This window comes from Klebsiella planticola ATCC 33531, assembly GCF_000735435.1.
GTDB lineage: Bacteria > Pseudomonadota > Gammaproteobacteria > Enterobacterales > Enterobacteriaceae > Klebsiella > Klebsiella planticola.
Genome location: NZ_JMPP01000022.1, coordinates 120,424 through 137,609 on the forward strand (window position 1 = coordinate 120,424; position 17,186 = coordinate 137,609).

Genomic DNA, 17,186 nt, shown 5'->3' on the forward strand with positions numbered 1-17,186 from the left:
CGTTAAATAAAACGCAATTTCATTTAAGTCAAAGAATTTGATCCAAAACGGGTTATCTCCAGAAAAAAACTATTTCGGGCAAATGAACATTGTTCCAGCCCCGTTTTGTCGGGTAATAAATAGTCATGCGAATCGAGGGGTTATTTAGCAAAGACCGAAGGATACCATGAACCACTTTATTATCAGCGATAGTCGCAAATGTATCGGCTGTAAAGCCTGCGAAGTGGCCTGCGTGATGGCACACAACGACGAGCAGCACGTCCTGACCCCACAGCGCTTCTTACCGCGCATTACCGTGATGAAGCACGAGCAAAAACGTAACGCAATAACATGTCGCCATTGTGAAAGCGCCCCCTGCGCCCGCAGCTGCCCGAATGATGCCATTCGTCAGATAAACGACAGCGTGCAGGTTGACGAGGAGAAGTGCATCGGCTGTAAATCCTGCATGGTGGCCTGTCCGTTTGGCGTCATGGAGATCGTGCTGTTACCGGCGGCGGCGGGGAAAGTGAAAGCCACCGCACATAAATGCGATCTGTGCAGCGGCCGTGAAGGCGGACCTTCCTGCGTGCAAAACTGCCCGGCGCAGGCGCTGCAGCTGGCGACGGAAGCGACTCTTTCCGCGATGGCCAAACAGCGACGCCTGCGTACGGCGCGGATGGATGCGCGGCCGTGGCATGCGCAACCAGGCGATATGGCATTACCGAGCGCTGGCGCAAAAGTCAGCCAGATGGCGGCAACGCCTCTGCGTAGCGAGGCCGATAAACGGGCCGCGGCGATCCGCAAGAAGGATTTTGCCGAGATCGTTCTGCCCTTTAACGCCGGGCAGGCGCAGCAGGCCTCGGAGCGCTGCCTGCAGTGCGGCGAACACAGTATCTGTGAATGGACCTGCCCGCTACATAACCATATACCCCAGTGGATTGAACGGCTGCAAGCGGGGGATATCGACGCCGCCGTGGCGCTGTCCCATCAAACCAACTGCCTGCCGGAGATAACCGGCCGCGTTTGCCCGCAGGATCGCCTGTGTGAAGGGGCCTGTACGCTGCGCGATGAACATGGCGCGGTGACGATTGGCAACATCGAGCGCTATATCTCCGATCGGGCGCTGGCACAGGGTTGGCGACCGGATCTCTCCAGGGTTGTCGACAGCGGGAAAAAAGTGGCCATTATCGGCGCCGGGCCGGCGGGACTGGCCTGTGCTGACCGGCTGATCCGCAACGGCGTGCAGCCGGTGGTCTTTGACCGTCATCCGGAAATTGGCGGGTTGCTGACTTTTGGCATTCCGGCCTTCAAGCTGGAAAAGTCACTGCTGGCCCGGCGACGAGAGATTTTTACTGAGATGGGTATCCGCTTTGAACTGGAGTGTGAAGTGGGCAAGGACGTGGCGTTAACCACCTTGCTGGCAGAGTACGATGCGCTATTTATTGGCGCCGGAACCTATCGTTCCATGAAAGCGGGACTGCCGAATGAAGATGCCCCGGGGGTCTATGATGCGCTGCCGTTCCTGATTGCCAATACTAAGCAAGTCATGGGGTTGAGTGAGCAACCCGAAGAGCCTTACGTCAATACCCACGGGCTGAATGTCGTGGTGCTGGGGGGCGGCGACACGGCGATGGACTGCGTGCGCACCGCGCTGCGTCACGGGGCGAAAAAGGTGACCTGCGCCTATCGTCGCGATGAGGCCAATATGCCGGGGTCGAAAAAAGAGGTGAAAAACGCTCGTGAAGAAGGGGCGGCGTTCGAATTTAACGTTCAGCCGGTGACGCTGGAACTGGATAGCGACGGCCGGGTTAACGGCGTACGTTTTCTGCGCACACAGCTGGGCGAACCGGATAAGCAGGGGCGTCGCAGCCCATCGCCGCTGCCGGGCAGCGAGTTCGTGATGCCGGCCGATGCGGTGATTATGGCCTTTGGTTTTCATCCCCACGGGATGCCGTGGCTGGAGTCCGTCGGCGTACAGCTCGATGACCGGGGGCGGATTAAGGCCAGTGTCGAGAGCCGCTACCGCTATCAGACCACGCACGACAAAATTTTTGCCGGCGGAGATGCCGTCCGCGGCGCCGATCTGGTGGTGACGGCGATGGCCGAAGGCCGCCATGCGGCGCAGGGGATCATGGATTATCTCGGCGTAAAATCGGCCCTGCTTCACTAACGACAAACCCGACTCCGCAGCGTAGTATGACAGCGTCATTCCACGCTGCGGGGCCGTATGTCACTCAACATCAACGTTATCAAAGATAAACTCCTCTCTGAAAACTACTTTATTTTGCGCAATATGACCTACGAGCTGACGCGTAGCGACGGCAGCGTGGTCCGTCATAAGCGCGAGGTTTACGATCGCGGCAACGGCGCCACGGTGCTGCTGTATAACCGTCGCAAGCAAACCGTCGTGTTGGTCCGTCAGTTTCGTGTCGCCACCTGGGTCAACGGTAACGAGGACGGAATGCTGATCGAAACCTGCGCCGGGCTGTTGGATAACGACGAGCCTGAAGCCTGCATCCGCAAAGAGGCCATCGAAGAGACCGGATACGAAGTCGGCGATGCGCATAAGCTGTTCGAGCTGTATATGTCTCCCGGCGGGGTGACCGAAATTGTCCACTTCTTCATCGCCGAGTACAGCGATGCGCAGCGCAAAACGCGCGGCGGCGGCGTTGAAGATGAAGATATCGAGGTACTGGAGCTGCCTTTTCGCCAGGCATTGCAGATGGTCGCCGACGGCGCGATACGCGATGGCAAGGCGGTGATTCTGCTGCAATACCTGCAAACATCGGGACTGATGGCGGGGTTATCTGATAAATCTGATTGAGTAACGTGCCGCCGCTGGTGAAGATGGCTGCTGTTTTGAGCGTTCTTCTCTGGGGTTGTGCCGCGCATGCTTTATCGGGTTCTTTTTTTCTGCTTTTCGGTTTACTACCGGCGTCGTGGGCGTGGGCGGCGCCGGTACAACAGCTATTCGGCGACTGGCTGGTCACCTGCAATAATCAGAATTTCTGCGTCGCTCGCAACGTCGGTCTGCATCACGGACTGGTTATGACTCTCAGCCGCAGCGCCGGCGCCGTTACGGATGCCAGCCTGCGCATTGAGCTGGGCGGTATCGGTAACCCGGTGGCCGCCCTGGCGCCGATCGCTCCTCGTCTTTTGCTTGACGGTAAACCGCTGGCGTTGACCGATAAACACTGGCTGGTTGCGGATAAGCTGATCAAAACCGGAGATAGCGTGACGATCGATGCTTTTCTCCAGCAGGTGCAGGAAGGACAGGCGATAACCCTGGTTAACGGACTGCAAAGCATTTCTCTGCAAGGGCTGAAAGCCGCGCTGCTGTTTATCGATAGCCATCAAAAGCGTGTCGGCAGTGAAACCGCGTGGGTGGGGAAGGGGGAAGAACCGCCGCTTAGCGTGCCTCCGGCACCTGCGCTGCGGGCAGTTGGCAAAGTTGACTTCTCGCAATCACCGCTCAGTCGGGAGGAGCTCAATGATCTGATGGATTACGGCAACGAGCGGATGAACAATAGCGCCTGTTCGCTGGACCCTTTCCGCCGTGAGATTCGGGTTACCGCGTTGACGGATGAGAAGGTGTTACTGATGGTCAGCTGTGAAGCCGGAGCGTACAACACCATCTGGCTGGCCTGGCTGGTGTCGCGCCAGCAGCCGTATGTGGCCCGCCAGGTCCGTTTGACGCTGCCCTTCCAGCCGCCGGGCAATGCGGCGCGTGATATTGAACTGATTAATGCCAGTATTGATGAGCGACGTCACGAGCTGGTGACTCTGGATAAAGGGCGCGGCCCCGGCGATTGCGGGGTTCAGACCCGCTGGCGCTATGATGGCCAGCGGTTTAGCCTGGTTCGCTATGCGCAGCAGCCGCAGTGTGATAACTGGCAGGGGCCAGATGCCTGGCCCACGCTATGGGTTACCCGTTACATATTTCATCCGCGAGACTGACAATATGCTCGACGGTAAAGCCAAAGAACGGGAACAGCTTCTCCGCCGGCGCTGATTCACCGTAGCTTCTCATTCCCACGATGGCGCCCTTCAGCCCGACATATTTATACCAGTAGTCGGCGATACCGGCCTCAACCGCAATTCTGGCGCTGACGTTAGCCGGAAGAACCGACTCCCGATATGCCTCATCTTGCGCATCGAAAACATCGGTTGAGGGCAGGGAGACTACCCGCACGTTAACCCCTTTGGCGAGCAGTTTTTCCGCCGCCAGCACGGTTATCTCTACTTCGGAACCGGTGGCTATCAGGATTAAATCCGGTTTTCCCCCCGCATCTTTCAGCACGTAGCCGCCGCGGGCAATATCCTGTACCTGTTGCGGCGTCCGCGCCATTTGCGCCAGGTTTTGCCGCGACAGAATCAGCGCAGTGGGGCCGGTTTGCCGTTCAATCGCCGCCTGCCACGCCACCGCCGTTTCGACCTGATCGCAGGGGCGCCAGGTGCTGAAGTTCGGCGTCAATCGCAGACTGGCCAGCTGTTCGACCGCCTGATGAGTGGGACCATCTTCCCCTAACCCAATCGAGTCATGGGTATAGACCATAATCTGTCTGGCCTTCATCAGCGCTGCCATTCGCGCCGCGTTACGCGCATATTCGACAAACATCAGGAAGGTGGACGTATAAGGGATAAAGCCGCCGTGAAGGGCTATGCCGTTGCCGATCGCCGTCATGCCGAACTCGCGCACGCCATAATGAATATAGTTGCCCGCCACGTCCTCTTTGATCGATGTTGACCCGGACCAGATGGTGAGGTTGCTCGGCGCCAGATCCGCCGACCCGCCCAGCAGCTCCGGCAGAAGCGGTCCATAGGCGTTCAGGGCATTTTGCGACGCTTTACGGCTGGCAATTTTCGCCGGCTCGGCCTGCAGTTGCGCGATATAGTCGTGCGCCGCATCGCCCCAGCTCTCCGGCAGCGCGCCGTCCATTCTGCGTTTTAGCTCCGCCGCCAGTTGTGGATACTGCTGCTGATACGCGGCGAACCGCTGATTCCACGTCTGTTCTGCCTGCTCGCCGCGCGGCCGGGCATCCCATTGCTGATAAATCTCTTTGGGGATCTCAAACGGCGGATGTTTCCAGCCCAGCTTCTCGCGGGCTAACGCCACCTCTTTTTCCCCCAGCGCAGCGCCATGGGACTCTTCCGAACCGGCTTTATTCGGTGAGCCATAGCCAATCACGGTGCGGCAGATGATCAGCGAAGGTTTATCCGTGACGCTTTGCGCCTCGAGAATTGCCTGTTTCACTGCCTGCGGGTCGTGACCGTCAATATCGCCAATCACGTGCCAGTGATAGGCCCGAAAGCGCGCGGCGGTATCGTCGGTAAACCAGCCGTCGGTTTTACCATCGATTGAGATGCCGTTATGGTCGTAGAAGCCGATCAGCTTGCCAAGACCCAGCGTCCCCGCCAGCGAGCTGGCTTCGTGGGAAATCCCCTCCATCAGACAGCCATCGCCCATAAACACCCAGGTATAGTGATCGACAATGTCATGGCCGGGACGGTTAAACTGCGCCGCCAGCGTGCGCTCGGCAATCGCCATGCCGACGGCGTTGGCCAGCCCCTGGCCAAGCGGGCCGGTGGTGGTCTCGACGCCGGGGGTATAGCCGTGTTCCGGGTGGCCGGGGGTTTTGGAATGGAGCTGGCGAAAGTTTTTCAGTTCGGACAGCGGCAGATCGTAGCCGGTCAGATGCAACAGGCTATACAGCAGCATGGACGCATGACCGTTTGAGAGCACAAAGCGGTCACGGTCATACCAGTGCGGATTCCCCGGATTGTGTTTAAGGAAATCATTCCACAGGACTTCGGCGATATCCGCCATCCCCATCGGGGCGCCGGGGTGGCCGGAGTTGGCTTTCTGTACAGCGTCCATGCTCAGGGCGCGAATGGCGTTGGCAAGTTCTCTTCGGGACATAATGGACTCCTGAAACAAGATGTTGCATGAGTTTTTGTTGATTGTCTGTCGAGGCGTTTATGGGGTGGATAACTAAAAAGCATAGCAGACGGGACTATCATTGCTTTCGAAATCAGGTTACATAAATGTTATAAATCGATAACAAATATACCATTGCGATGGCGAGAGTTTGGCGGCGTTCAAAGTTTGAAAAGCCGTCAGGCGAGATACTATGCGCCACCTGGGGTGGGCACCAGGATAGTCATTACGCACACCCCCTACGACCGATACGTGAAAGGAACAATAAAATGGATGAGCAGTTGAAACAAAGTGCCCTCGATTTCCATGAGTTTCCCGTTCCCGGGAAAATTCAGGTTGTCCCAACCAAGCCTCTGGCCACACAGCGCGATCTGGCGCTGGCCTACTCGCCAGGCGTGGCGGCACCTTGTCTGGAAATCGAGAAAGATCCGCTGGCTGCCTACAAATATACCGCCCGCGGCAACCTGGTGGCCGTTGTTTCCAACGGCACCGCGGTGCTGGGACTGGGGAATATTGGTGCGCTAGCCGGTAAGCCGGTGATGGAAGGCAAGGGCGTTTTGTTTAAAAAATTCGCCGGTATTGATGTGTTCGATATCGAAGTCGATGAGCTGAACCCGGATAAATTTATCGATGTCGTGGCGGCGCTGGAGCCCACCTTCGGCGGCATCAACCTCGAAGACATCAAAGCGCCAGAGTGTTTCTACATCGAGCAAAAGCTGCGCGAGCGCATGAACATTCCTGTGTTCCATGACGATCAGCACGGTACGGCCATTATCAGCACCGCGGCGATTATTAACGGCCTGCGGGTGGTTGAGAAGAATCTTTCCGACGTTCGGATGGTAGTATCCGGCGCGGGCGCGGCGGCGATTGCCTGCATGAATTTGCTGGTGGCGCTGGGTATGCAGAAACACAATATCGTGGTCTGCGACTCCAAAGGCGTCATCTATAAAGACCGTGAGCCTCACATGGCAGAGACCAAGGCGGCCTACGCGGTAGAAGATGACGGCAAACGCACGCTGGACGATGTGATTGACGGAGCGGATATTTTCCTCGGCTGTTCAGGCCCGAAAGTGCTGACCCCGGAGATGGTGAAAAAAATGGCCCGCGCGCCGCTGATCCTCGCCCTGGCTAACCCGGAACCGGAGATTCTGCCGCCGCTGGCGAAGCAGGTCCGCGAAGATGCCATCATCTGCACCGGGCGCTCCGACTACCCGAACCAGGTCAACAACGTGCTGTGCTTTCCGTTCATCTTCCGCGGGGCGCTGGACGTTGGCGCCACGGCGATTAACGAAGAGATGAAGCTGGCTGCAGTCCACGCGATAGCGGAACTGGCACATGCCGAACAGAGCGAAGTGGTCGCCTCTGCCTACGGCGATCAGGATCTGAGCTTTGGTCCGGAATATATCATTCCGAAACCGTTCGATCCGCGCCTGATCGTCAAGATCGCTCCGGCGGTCGCCAAAGCGGCAATGGACTCCGGTGTAGCCACGCGTCCGATTGCCGACTTCGACGCCTATATTGAGAAACTCAGCGAGTTTGTCTACAAAACTAACCTGTTCATGAAGCCGATTTTCTCCCAGGCGCGCAAAGAGCCCAGGCGCGTGGTGCTGGCGGAAGGCGAAGAGTCGCGCGTCCTGCACGCAACTCAGGAGCTGGTATCGCTGGGGCTGGCAAAACCGATTCTGATCGGCCGTCCGAGCGTGATTGAAATGCGTATCCAGAAGCTGGGGCTGCAGATCAAAGCCGGCGTGGATTTTGAGATCGTCAATAACGAATCCGATCCGCGCTTTAAAGAGTACTGGGGCGAGTATTACCAGATCATGAAACGCCGCGGCGTGACCCAGGAGCAGGCGCAGCGGGCGGTGATTGCCAATACGACGGTCATTGGCGCAATCATGGTGCATCGTGGCGAGGCGGATGCCATGATCTGCGGCACCATCGGCGACTACCATGAGCATTATGGGGTGGTTCAGCCGCTGTTCGGCTACCGGGACGGCGTCAGCACCGCGGGGGCCATGAATGCTCTGCTGCTGCCAAGCGGTAACACCTTTATCGCCGACACCTACGTCAATAACGATCCTACGCCGGAGCAGCTGGCGGAAATCACCCTGATGGCGGCGGAAAGCGTCCGTCGTTTTGGTATTGAGCCGCGCGTGGCGCTGCTGTCGCACTCCAACTTCGGTTCCTCTGACTGTCCGTCAGCGAGCAAAATGCGCGAAGCGCTGGAGCGAGTGAAAGCGCTGGCGCCGGATCTGATGATCGATGGTGAAATGCACGGCGATGCGGCGCTGGTGGAAAGTATTCGCCATGAGCGGATGCCGGACAGCCCGTTGAAAGGCTCGGCCAACATTCTGGTGATGCCGAATATGGAAGCCGCGCGCATTAGCTATAACCTGCTGCGTGTCTCCAGTTCGGAAGGGGTGACCGTCGGACCGGTGCTAATGGGAGTGGCGAAGCCGGTACATATTCTGACGCCGATCGCTTCCGTGCGCCGCATTGTCAATATGGTTGCGCTGGCGGTGGTCGAGGCACAGACTCAGCCGCTGTGAGGGATTTGTCGGGTGGCGCTACGCTAACCCGACCTACGGAATAACGTAGGCCGGGCCAGCGAAGGCGCCGCCCGGCATTAAATCCATTCGCGAACCTGAATAAACTCACTCAGGGCAGCCTCAGGGCTGCCTTCTTCCGGCCGGTAGTCATACTCCCAGCGCACCAGCGGCGGCATCGACATCAGAATCGACTCCGTGCGCCCTCCGGTCTGCAGGCCAAACAGCGTCCCGCGATCCCACACCAGATTGAACTCCACGTAGCGGCCGCGACGATAGAGCTGAAAATTCCGCTCGCGCTCGCCATATGGCATGGCTTTGCGCTGCTCAACTATCGGCAGATAGGCATCCGTATAGCCGTTGCCCACCGCCTGCATAAAGGCGAAGGCGTGGTCAAAATCCGGGGTATTCAAATCGTCAAAGAACAGGCCGCCAATTCCGCGCTGCTCATGACGATGCTTCAGATAGAAGTAGTCATCGCACCATTTTTTATAGCGCGGATAAACCTCTTCGCCGAAGGGCTGACACAGATCGTGAGCCGTGCGATGCCAGTGAACCGCATCCTCTTCAAAGCCGTAGAAGGGCGTCAGGTCAAACCCGCCGCCGAACCACCACACCGGCTCTGCGCCGGGCTTTTCAGCAATGAAAAAACGCACGTTGGCATGGCTGGTCGGCACATAGGGATTCCACGGATGCACCACCAGAGAAACCCCCATCGCCTCAAAGCTGCGACCGGCCAGTTCCGGGCGATGCGCCGTTGCCGAAGCCGGCATGGCGTCGCCGTGAACGTGGGAGAAGTTTACGCCCGCCTGCTCAAACACGCCGCCATCGCGCAGAACCCGGCTGCGACCACCGCCGCCGCCTTCGCGCTGCCAGCTGTCTTCGACAAACTCACCGCCGTCAATGGCGCTCAGTTTCTGGCAAATGGTCTCCTGGAGCTGGAGGAGATAGCGTTTTACCTGGTGCGCATCGGGCTTCATTTACGTCTCTTCGAGTGGGCCTTCTGGTTATCGAACCAGTGGAAGTAGCTGATGATACCGGACGCGATCGCGCTGGCGATTTTTTGCCGGAACGCGGTGGTGCCTAACAGTTTTTCTTCGCCCGGGTTGGTGATAAATGAGGTTTCAACCAGTACGGACGGGATTGATGGCGACTTCAATACCACGAAGGCGGCCTGTTCCGTGTTACGGCTATGCAGCTTATGCACCGGCTTAATATTTTTCAGAATATGCGAACCCAGCGTCAGGCTGTTTTTAATGGTATCGGTCTGCACCAGGTCAAACAGCACCTGCTGTAAAAGGTGGTCCTTGGCCGTGGCTTTTTTACCGGCGACCTCATCGGCGCGGTTTTCGCGATCGGAGAGGTATTTCGCCATCGCGCTACTCGCGCCGCGGTTGGAGAGGGCAAATACCGAAGCGCCGGCTGCGCTGGGATTGGTAAAGCCGTCGGCGTGAATCGACATAAACAGATCGGCGCCGTGCTGGTGGGCAATTTCCACGCGGTCGTACAGCGGGATAAAGGTATCGCCAGAACGCGTCAGGCGCGCGTCAATACCGTTATTGCGCAGGATGCTGCGTACGTTTTTGGCAATCGCCAGTACGACATGCTTCTCTTTAGAACCGTTGTGACCGATGGCGCCGGTATCAATACCGCCATGGCCCGGGTCGAGCATAACGATGCGCTTTGCGCCCGCCTTTTTCGCCGCGGGTTTACTGTGGCCGTTGGACGTCGTCAGCGGCTGTTCTTTTGCGATGACCTGCGATGAAACCCCGGAAAGGGTCATGGCAGCCAGTCCTGCTTTCAGCACCTGGCGGCGCGAAGCAAGTATTTTTAATGGTTTAAAAGTGCTCATTCGGCCTGAATTGCAAACAAGTGGTACCTGGTGTTATATCGTATCGCGTTTTCCGTTACGACCATTCAAAACAAGAATTGTTTTACTTTTCATTTCAATACATGACAGTGCGTATTATGTCATTTTTTCCACTTCATTTCGCCTGATATTGGCTATCCGCTGAAATCGCGCCATAATCGCTGTTTTTAAGCCTGAAAAATGGGGAATACCATGGAGATACGCGTTTTTCGCCAGCAAGATTTTGAAGAAGTGATTACGCTGTGGGAGCGCTGCGAGCTTCTGCGCCCGTGGAATGACCCGGAAATGGACATTGAGCGTAAAGTTAACCACGATGTCAGCCTGTTTCTGGTCGCGGAAGTGAATGGCGAGGTGGTTGGCACGGTGATGGGCGGCTATGACGGTCATCGCGGTTCCGCCTACTACCTTGGCGTGCATCCGGAATATCGCGGCCGCGGTATCGCCAATGCGCTGCTGAACCGGCTGGAAAAAAAGCTGATTGCTCGCGGCTGCCCGAAAATTAACATTATGGTTCGCGATGATAATGAGGTGGTGCAGGGGATGTATGAACGGCTTGGTTACGAATATGCCGATATCCTGAGTCTGGGTAAACGTTTGATTGAAGATGAAGAATACTGAGTTTATCCCCTCTGATTTTGATGCTCATGGCCGGCTCAGGCTACCGTTTTTGTTCTGGTGCGTACTGCTGCTGCAGGCGCGGACCTGGGTGCTGTTCATTATGGCGGGGGCCTCCCGCCAGCAGGGCGATGTGTTACTGAACCTGTTCTATCCCGATCACGACAATTTCTGGCTAGGGTTACTGCCGGGCATCCCGGCAGTACTGGCGTTTATCGTAAGCGGGCAGCGGCAGCGTTTTCCCCGTCTCTGGCCGCTAATGCGCTGGCTGCTGGTGCTGTCCCAGACGCTGCTGCTGCTCTGGCAACCGCTGTTATGGCTGAGCGGCGAGTCACCTTCGATGCTGACTATCGGCCTGCTGATCGCCGATCTCTATGCCTTCTGGTGGCTGTTAGCCAGCCGTCGACTCAAAGCCTGTTTTCAGGAAGATCGGGTTTAACGGCACTTTTTGCCGATCCTGCACTCCAACAGGCGTCAAATAAACAAGAAAGGACCGAGTCATGAAATCGCTACGTTTACTTCTCTGCGCTTTACCGCTGGCATTAACCGGCTGCTCCACCATGAGTGCGGTTAACTGGTCAGCGGCCTACCCATGGAACTGGTTTGGTTCCTCAATGGAAGTGACCGAGCAGGGCGTGGGTAAACTGACGGCCACAACGCCGCTGAATGAACAGGCCATCAGCGATGCGCTTGGCGGAAGCTATCGCCTGCGCAGCGGCATGAAAGCCGCCAACGGTAATATCGTGCGCTACTTTGAGGCGCTGAAAGATGACAAAGTCGCGATGACCATTAACGGCGACGGCGGCACCATCAACCGTATTGAAGTGCGGGATAGCGAGATCAAAACGGACCGCGGCGTTCAGGTCGGCACGCCATTTAGCGAGCTGTATAGCAAAGCCTTTGGTCATTGTCAGAAAGGGGCAAACGATAATGGCGCCGTGGTGGAGTGCCAGGCGGACGGCAGTCAGCATATCAGCTACGCCTTTACCGGCCACTGGAATGGTCCGGAAGAGCTGATGCCTTCCGACGACACGCTGAAAAACTGGAAGGTCAGCAAAATTATCTGGCGCGGCTAATTTGATCTGAAGGGACACGGCACAGGGAAAAAACGGGTACAATAGCGCGATAAAAGTGCCACAGTTTTGTGGTTGTATCATTTCAGGAGGAGCGATGTCTCAGGTTCAGAGCGGCATTTTGCCGGAACATTGCCGTGCGGCGATTTGGATTGAAGCCAATGTCAAAGGGGACGTCAACGCCCTGCGCGAAGCCAGCAAAGTCTTTATTGATAAATTAGCGACCTTTCAAACGCAGTTTCCGGACGCCCAGCTGGGGGCGGTGGTGGCTTTTGGCAATAACGTCTGGCGCCAGCTGAGCGGCGGTGTTGGTGCCGAAGAGCTTAAAGATTTCCCGGTATACGGCAAGGGCCTGGCGCCGTCTACCCAGTATGATGTCCTGATTCATATCCTCTCTGCGCGTCATGAGGTGAACTTCTCCGTGGCTCAGGCCGCCATGGCGGCCTTCGGCGATGCGATTGAGGTGAAAGAAGAGGTGCACGGTTTCCGCTGGATTGAAGAGCGCGACCTGAGCGGTTTCGTCGACGGTACGGAAAACCCGGCCGGTCTTGAGACCCGCCGTGAAGTGGCGATCATTAAAGATGGCGTGGATGCCGGCGGCAGCTATGTGTTCGTTCAGCGCTGGGAGCATAATCTCAAGCAGTTGAATCGCATGAGCGTTGCGGACCAGGAGATGATGATTGGCCGGACCAAAGAAGCCAATGAAGAGATTGACGGCGACGATCGCCCGGCAACCTCGCATCTGAGTCGCGTCGACTTAAAAGAAGATGGTAAAGGGCTGAAGATTGTTCGTCAGAGCCTGCCTTACGGCACCGCCAGCGGCACTCACGGCCTCTATTTCTGTGCGTACTGCGCGCGTATCCATAACATTGAACAGCAGCTGCTGAGCATGTTTGGTGATACCGACGGCAAGCGTGATGCCATGCTGCGCTTTACTAAACCCGTGACCGGCGGCTACTACTTTGCGCCATCCCTGGATCGTCTCCAGGCGCTGTAATCCCGGGTTGACCCTGCCCCTCTTCCCTTCGGAAGAGGGCAGATAACCTTCTCCCTGTCTGGCGACCTCATTCGGCTTAACTCCTTGTTCTACCTTATCTTCTCTCCCACCCCATAGAGGGAGAAGCACGCCGAAAATCCGCCTTCGTACGGGTTTGTAAACGGCTTATTCTCTTTTCGACTTCCAAATCGCCAAACGGTATATAAAACCGTTACTCCTTTCATACTCGTTATAAATATTATGGCTATAAGAAAGTCATCAAACTGATAAGGGTGCGCAATGGCGGTTAAATCACTGAACAAAGGATATCTGGCACTGGCCGCTTCGATGCTGCTGGTTGCGCAGGCGCAGGCGACTGAGCTGCTGAACAGCTCTTATGATGTCTCCCGCGAGCTGTTTGCCGCCCTTAATCCGCCGTTTGAACAGCAGTGGGCGAAAGATAATGCCGGCGATAAGCTGACGATCAAACAATCTCATGCCGGTTCGTCGAAACAGGCGCTGGCCATATTGCAGGGCTTAAAAGCCGATGTGGTGACCTATAACCAGGTGACGGATGTACAGATCCTGCATGACAAAGGCAATCTGATCCCCGCCGACTGGCAAAGCCGTCTGCCGAACAACAGCTCGCCGTTCTACTCCACCATGGCGTTCCTGGTGCGTAAGGGGAACCCGAAGAATATACATGAGTGGAGCGATCTGGTGCGCCCGGACGTGAAGCTGATTTTCCCGAATCCGAAAACGTCCGGCAACGCGCGCTATACCTATCTGGCTGCATGGGGAGCCGCAGATAAAGCTGACGGTGGCGATAAAGCGAAAACCGAGCAGTTTATGACCCAGTTCCTGAAAAACGTCGAAGTGTTTGATACCGGCGGCCGCGGCGCAACCACCACCTTCGTTGAACGTGGACTTGGCGACGTCCTGATTACCTTTGAATCGGAAGTGAACAATATTCGCAAACAGTACGAGGACCAGGGCTTCGAAGTGGTGGTGCCGAAGGTCAATATTCTGGCGGAGTTCCCGGTTGCCTGGGTGGACAAAAACGTCAAGGCCAACGGAACCGAGAAGGCGGCGAAGGCTTATCTGAACTGGCTCTATAGCCCGCAGGCGCAGACGATCATCACCGACTATTACTATCGCGTGAACAACCCGCAGGTGATGGAGACGTTAAAGGATAAATTCCCGCAGACCGAACTGTTCCGCGTCGAAGACCAGTTTGGCTCCTGGCCGCAGGTAATGAAAACCCACTTTGTCAGCGGCGGTGAGCTGGACAAACTGCTGGCGGCGGGGCGTAAGTAATGTTTGCTGCTGCATCTAAGCGCGTGCTGCCGGGCTTTACCCTGAGTCTCGGCACCAGCCTGCTGTTTGTCTGCTTGATTTTACTGCTCCCCCTGAGTGCGCTGGTGATGCAGCTGGCGCAGATGACCTGGGGGCAGTACTGGGAAGTGGTGACCAACCCGCAGGTGGTGGCGGCCTACAAAGTCACGCTGCTGTCGGCGTTTGTCGCCTCAATTTTTAATGGCGTATTTGGCCTGCTGATGGCCTGGATTCTGACGCGCTATCGCTTTCCTGGCCGTACGCTGCTCGATGCGCTGATGGACCTGCCGTTTGCTCTGCCGACGGCAGTCGCCGGCCTGACCCTCGCTTCACTGTTTTCGGTCAACGGCTTTTACGGCGAGTGGCTGGCGAAGTTTGATATTAAGGTGACCTATACCTGGCTCGGTATCGCGGTCGCCATGGCGTTTACCAGTATTCCTTTCGTGGTCCGTACGGTTCAACCGGTACTTGAAGAGCTGGGGCCGGAATATGAAGAAGCGGCGGAAACGCTGGGCGCCACGCGCCTGCAGAGCTTCCGTAAAGTGGTGCTGCCTGAGCTCTCTCCGGCGCTGCTGGCCGGGATCGCGCTGTCATTTACGCGTAGCCTTGGCGAGTTTGGCGCGGTGATTTTCATCGCCGGCAACATCGCATGGAAAACCGAAGTCACCTCCCTGATGATTTTCGTGCGCCTGCAGGAGTTTGATTACCCGGCGGCGAGCGCGATTGCGTCGGTGATCCTGGCGGCTTCGCTGCTGCTGCTGTTTTCCATCAACACCCTGCAAAGTCGCTTTGGTCGACGTGTGGTAGGTCACTAATGGCGGAAGTTACTCAATTGAAGCGTTACGATGCGCCCCGCATCAACTGGGGGAAATGGTTTCTGATCGGCACCGGAATATTGGTTTCCGCTTTCATTCTGATCGTGCCGATGGTCTATATCTTCGTCCAGGCCTTCAGCAAAGGGCTGATGCCGGTCCTGCACAACCTGGCTAATCCGGACATGCTGCACGCAATCTGGCTGACGGTGATGATTGCGCTGATTACCGTACCGGTAAACCTGGTCTTTGGCACGCTGCTGGCGTGGCTGGTGACGCGTTTTAACTTCCCTGGCCGCCAGCTGCTGCTGACGCTGCTGGATATTCCTTTTGCCGTTTCGCCGGTAGTGGCGGGGCTGGTCTATCTGCTGTTCTACGGTTCCAACGGTCCGCTCGGTGGCTGGCTGGACGCGCATAACCTGCAAATCATGTTTGCCTGGCCGGGCATGGTGTTGGCCACCATCTTTGTCACCTGCCCATTTGTGGTGCGTGAGCTGGTTCCGGTAATGATCAGTCAGGGCAGTAATGAAGATGAAGCGGCGATTCTGCTCGGCGCGTCCGGCTGGCAGATGTTCCGCCGGGTGACTCTGCCGAATATCCGTTGGGCGCTGTTATACGGCGTGGTGCTGACCAACGCTCGTGCTATCGGGGAGTTTGGCGCCGTTTCGGTAGTTTCGGGCTCGATTCGCGGTGAAACCCTGTCGCTGCCGCTGCAGATTGAATTGCTGGAGCAGGATTACAATACCGTCGGTTCCTTTACCGCCGCAGCTCTGCTGACGTTAATGGCTATTTTGACTTTGTTTTTAAAGAGTATGTTGCAATGGCGTCTGGCCAATCAGGAAAAACGCGCGCAACTGGAGGGGAATCATGAGCATTGAGATTGTCAATATTAAGAAATCTTTTGGACGCACTCAGGTGCTGAATGATATCTCTCTGGATATCCCTTCCGGACAGATGGTCGCGCTGCTGGGGCCGTCAGGCTCCGGGAAAACCACGCTGCTGCGTATTATTGCTGGTCTGGAGAATCAATCCAGCGGTCATATTCGTTTCCATGGTACCGACGTGAGCCGCGTTCACGCCCGTGACCGTAAAGTGGGCTTTGTCTTCCAGCACTATGCACTGTTCCGCCATATGACGGTATTTGAGAATATCGCCTTCGGGCTGACGGTGTTGCCGCGTCGTGAACGTCCGAACGCCGCCGGGATCAAAGCGAAAGTTACCCGGCTGCTGGAAATGGTGCAGCTGGCTCATCTTGCCGATCGCTACCCGGCGCAGCTGTCCGGCGGGCAAAAGCAGCGCGTGGCGTTAGCGCGAGCGTTAGCCGTGGAGCCGCAAATTCTGCTGCTCGATGAGCCCTTCGGTGCGCTGGACGCTCAGGTGCGCAAAGAGCTGCGCCGCTGGCTGCGTCAGTTGCATGAAGAGCTGAAGTTTACCAGCGTGTTCGTGACCCACGATCAGGAAGAGGCGATGGAAGTGGCCGACCGCGTGGTGGTCATGAGCCAGGGTAATATCGAACAGGCCGATGCACCGGAACAGGTCTGGCGTGAACCGTCCACCCGCTTTGTACTGGAGTTTATGGGCGAGGTTAACCGCCTGAAAGGGATTGTTCGCGGTGGCCAGTTCCATGTCGGTGCTCATCGTTGGCCGTTGGGGTATACCCCGGCTTATCAAGGGCCGGTGGATCTGTTCCTCCGCCCCTGGGAAGTGGATATCAGTCGCCGTACCAGCCTCGATTCACCCTTGCCGGTCCAGGTACTGGAAGCCAGTCCGAAAGGGCACTACACCCAATTAGTTGTTCAGCCATTAGGGTGGTATGACGAACCGCTGACCGTCGTGCTGTCGGGCGATGACGCGCCGTATCGCGGTGAACGGCTGTTTGTCGGCTTACAGAATGCGCGACTCTATAACGGCAATCAGCGGATAGAGCCGCGTGAGGATATTGCTCTGGCGGAGTCAGCCTGATAGTTTATTGAATATGTTTATCGCCCGGTGACGCTACGCTTACCGGGCCTACAGTTATCACTGCGTCTTGTAGGCCGGGT

14 protein-coding genes and 1 pseudogene are annotated in these 17,186 nt (G+C 56.9%); 12 read left to right on the forward strand and 3 right to left on the reverse strand.

The genetic code is table 11. The features are described from left to right. Positions 1-166 precede the first annotated feature (166 nt). The 3 genes and pseudogenes from aegA to GRPL_RS14850 all read left to right on the forward strand — a co-directional run bounded on the left by aegA (position 167) and on the right by GRPL_RS14850 (position 3,936). The gene (aegA, locus tag GRPL_RS14860; protein ID WP_032699036.1) at positions 167-2,149 is read left to right on the forward strand and encodes a formate-dependent uric acid utilization protein AegA; all 1,983 of its coding nucleotides are present in this window, start codon (positions 167-169) and stop codon (positions 2,147-2,149) included. A 57-nt stretch (positions 2,150-2,206) separates the two neighbouring features. Beyond that, the gene (gene nudK, locus GRPL_RS14855) at positions 2,207-2,803 is read left to right on the forward strand and encodes a GDP-mannose pyrophosphatase NudK (RefSeq protein ID WP_032686539.1); all 597 of its coding nucleotides are present in this window, start codon (positions 2,207-2,209) and stop codon (positions 2,801-2,803) included. A gap of 66 nt (positions 2,804-2,869) precedes the next feature. After that, a pseudogene (locus tag GRPL_RS14850) lies at positions 2,870-3,936 on the forward strand (DUF1176 domain-containing protein). Here the strand turns inward: GRPL_RS14850 and tkt are convergent. After that, complete coding sequence (gene tkt, locus GRPL_RS14845) at positions 3,905-5,899, reverse strand: transketolase (protein WP_032699037.1); 1,995 nt, start codon at positions 5,897-5,899, stop codon at positions 3,905-3,907. The pseudogene GRPL_RS14850 and the gene tkt overlap by 32 nt on opposite strands. Positions 5,900-6,186: 287 nt before the next feature. On the opposite strand from tkt, the gene maeB reads away from it, so the two are divergent. Then, positions 6,187-8,466 (forward strand): NADP-dependent oxaloacetate-decarboxylating malate dehydrogenase, encoded by a 2,280-nt coding sequence (gene maeB, locus GRPL_RS14840; protein ID WP_032686540.1) that lies wholly within the window; start codon positions 6,187-6,189, stop codon positions 8,464-8,466. Positions 8,467-8,543: 77 nt separating this feature from the next. Here maeB and hemF read toward each other — a convergent pair whose 3' ends face one another. Further along, the gene (gene hemF, locus GRPL_RS14835; protein WP_032695533.1) at positions 8,544-9,443 is read right to left on the reverse strand and encodes an oxygen-dependent coproporphyrinogen oxidase; all 900 of its coding nucleotides are present in this window, start codon (positions 9,441-9,443) and stop codon (positions 8,544-8,546) included. After that, entirely contained in the window at positions 9,440-10,315 is an 876-nt protein-coding gene (gene amiA, locus GRPL_RS14830) for an N-acetylmuramoyl-L-alanine amidase AmiA (RefSeq protein WP_015583734.1), read from the reverse strand. The genes hemF and amiA overlap by 4 nt, the downstream gene beginning before the upstream one ends. Before the next feature lie 210 nt (positions 10,316-10,525). On the opposite strand from amiA, the gene GRPL_RS14825 reads away from it, so the two are divergent. The 8 genes from GRPL_RS14825 to cysA all read left to right on the forward strand — a co-directional run bounded on the left by GRPL_RS14825 (position 10,526) and on the right by cysA (position 17,106). After that, a complete protein-coding gene (locus GRPL_RS14825; protein WP_004866116.1) occupies positions 10,526-10,951 on the forward strand; it encodes a GNAT family acetyltransferase in 426 nt (141 codons plus the stop codon). Continuing rightward, a complete protein-coding gene (locus GRPL_RS14820) occupies positions 10,938-11,387 on the forward strand; it encodes a DUF2919 domain-containing protein (protein ID WP_004866113.1) in 450 nt (149 codons plus the stop codon). The genes GRPL_RS14825 and GRPL_RS14820 overlap by 14 nt, the downstream gene beginning before the upstream one ends. A gap of 61 nt (positions 11,388-11,448) precedes the next feature. Continuing rightward, positions 11,449-12,024, forward strand: coding sequence for an RpoE-regulated lipoprotein (locus GRPL_RS14815; protein WP_004866110.1), 576 nt, complete (start codon positions 11,449-11,451; stop codon positions 12,022-12,024). 94 nt (positions 12,025-12,118) lie between these two features. Further along, on the forward strand, positions 12,119-13,018 hold the full coding sequence (locus GRPL_RS14810) for a Dyp-type peroxidase (RefSeq protein WP_032686541.1): 900 nt from the start codon (positions 12,119-12,121) through the stop codon (positions 13,016-13,018). A 279-nt stretch (positions 13,019-13,297) separates the two neighbouring features. Next, on the forward strand, positions 13,298-14,314 hold the full coding sequence (locus GRPL_RS14805; protein ID WP_032686542.1) for a sulfate ABC transporter substrate-binding protein: 1,017 nt from the start codon (positions 13,298-13,300) through the stop codon (positions 14,312-14,314). After that, a complete protein-coding gene (gene cysT / locus GRPL_RS14800) occupies positions 14,314-15,147 on the forward strand; it encodes a sulfate/thiosulfate ABC transporter permease CysT (RefSeq protein ID WP_004866101.1) in 834 nt (277 codons plus the stop codon). Before GRPL_RS14805 ends, cysT begins: the two co-directional genes overlap by 1 nt. Continuing rightward, positions 15,147-16,022, forward strand: coding sequence for a sulfate/thiosulfate ABC transporter permease CysW (gene cysW / locus GRPL_RS14795; RefSeq protein WP_032686543.1), 876 nt, complete (start codon positions 15,147-15,149; stop codon positions 16,020-16,022). Before cysT ends, cysW begins: the two co-directional genes overlap by 1 nt. Then, a complete protein-coding gene (gene cysA / locus GRPL_RS14790; RefSeq protein WP_004866097.1) occupies positions 16,012-17,106 on the forward strand; it encodes a sulfate/thiosulfate ABC transporter ATP-binding protein CysA in 1,095 nt (364 codons plus the stop codon). Before cysW ends, cysA begins: the two co-directional genes overlap by 11 nt. The last annotated feature ends 80 nt before the right edge of the window (positions 17,107-17,186 follow it).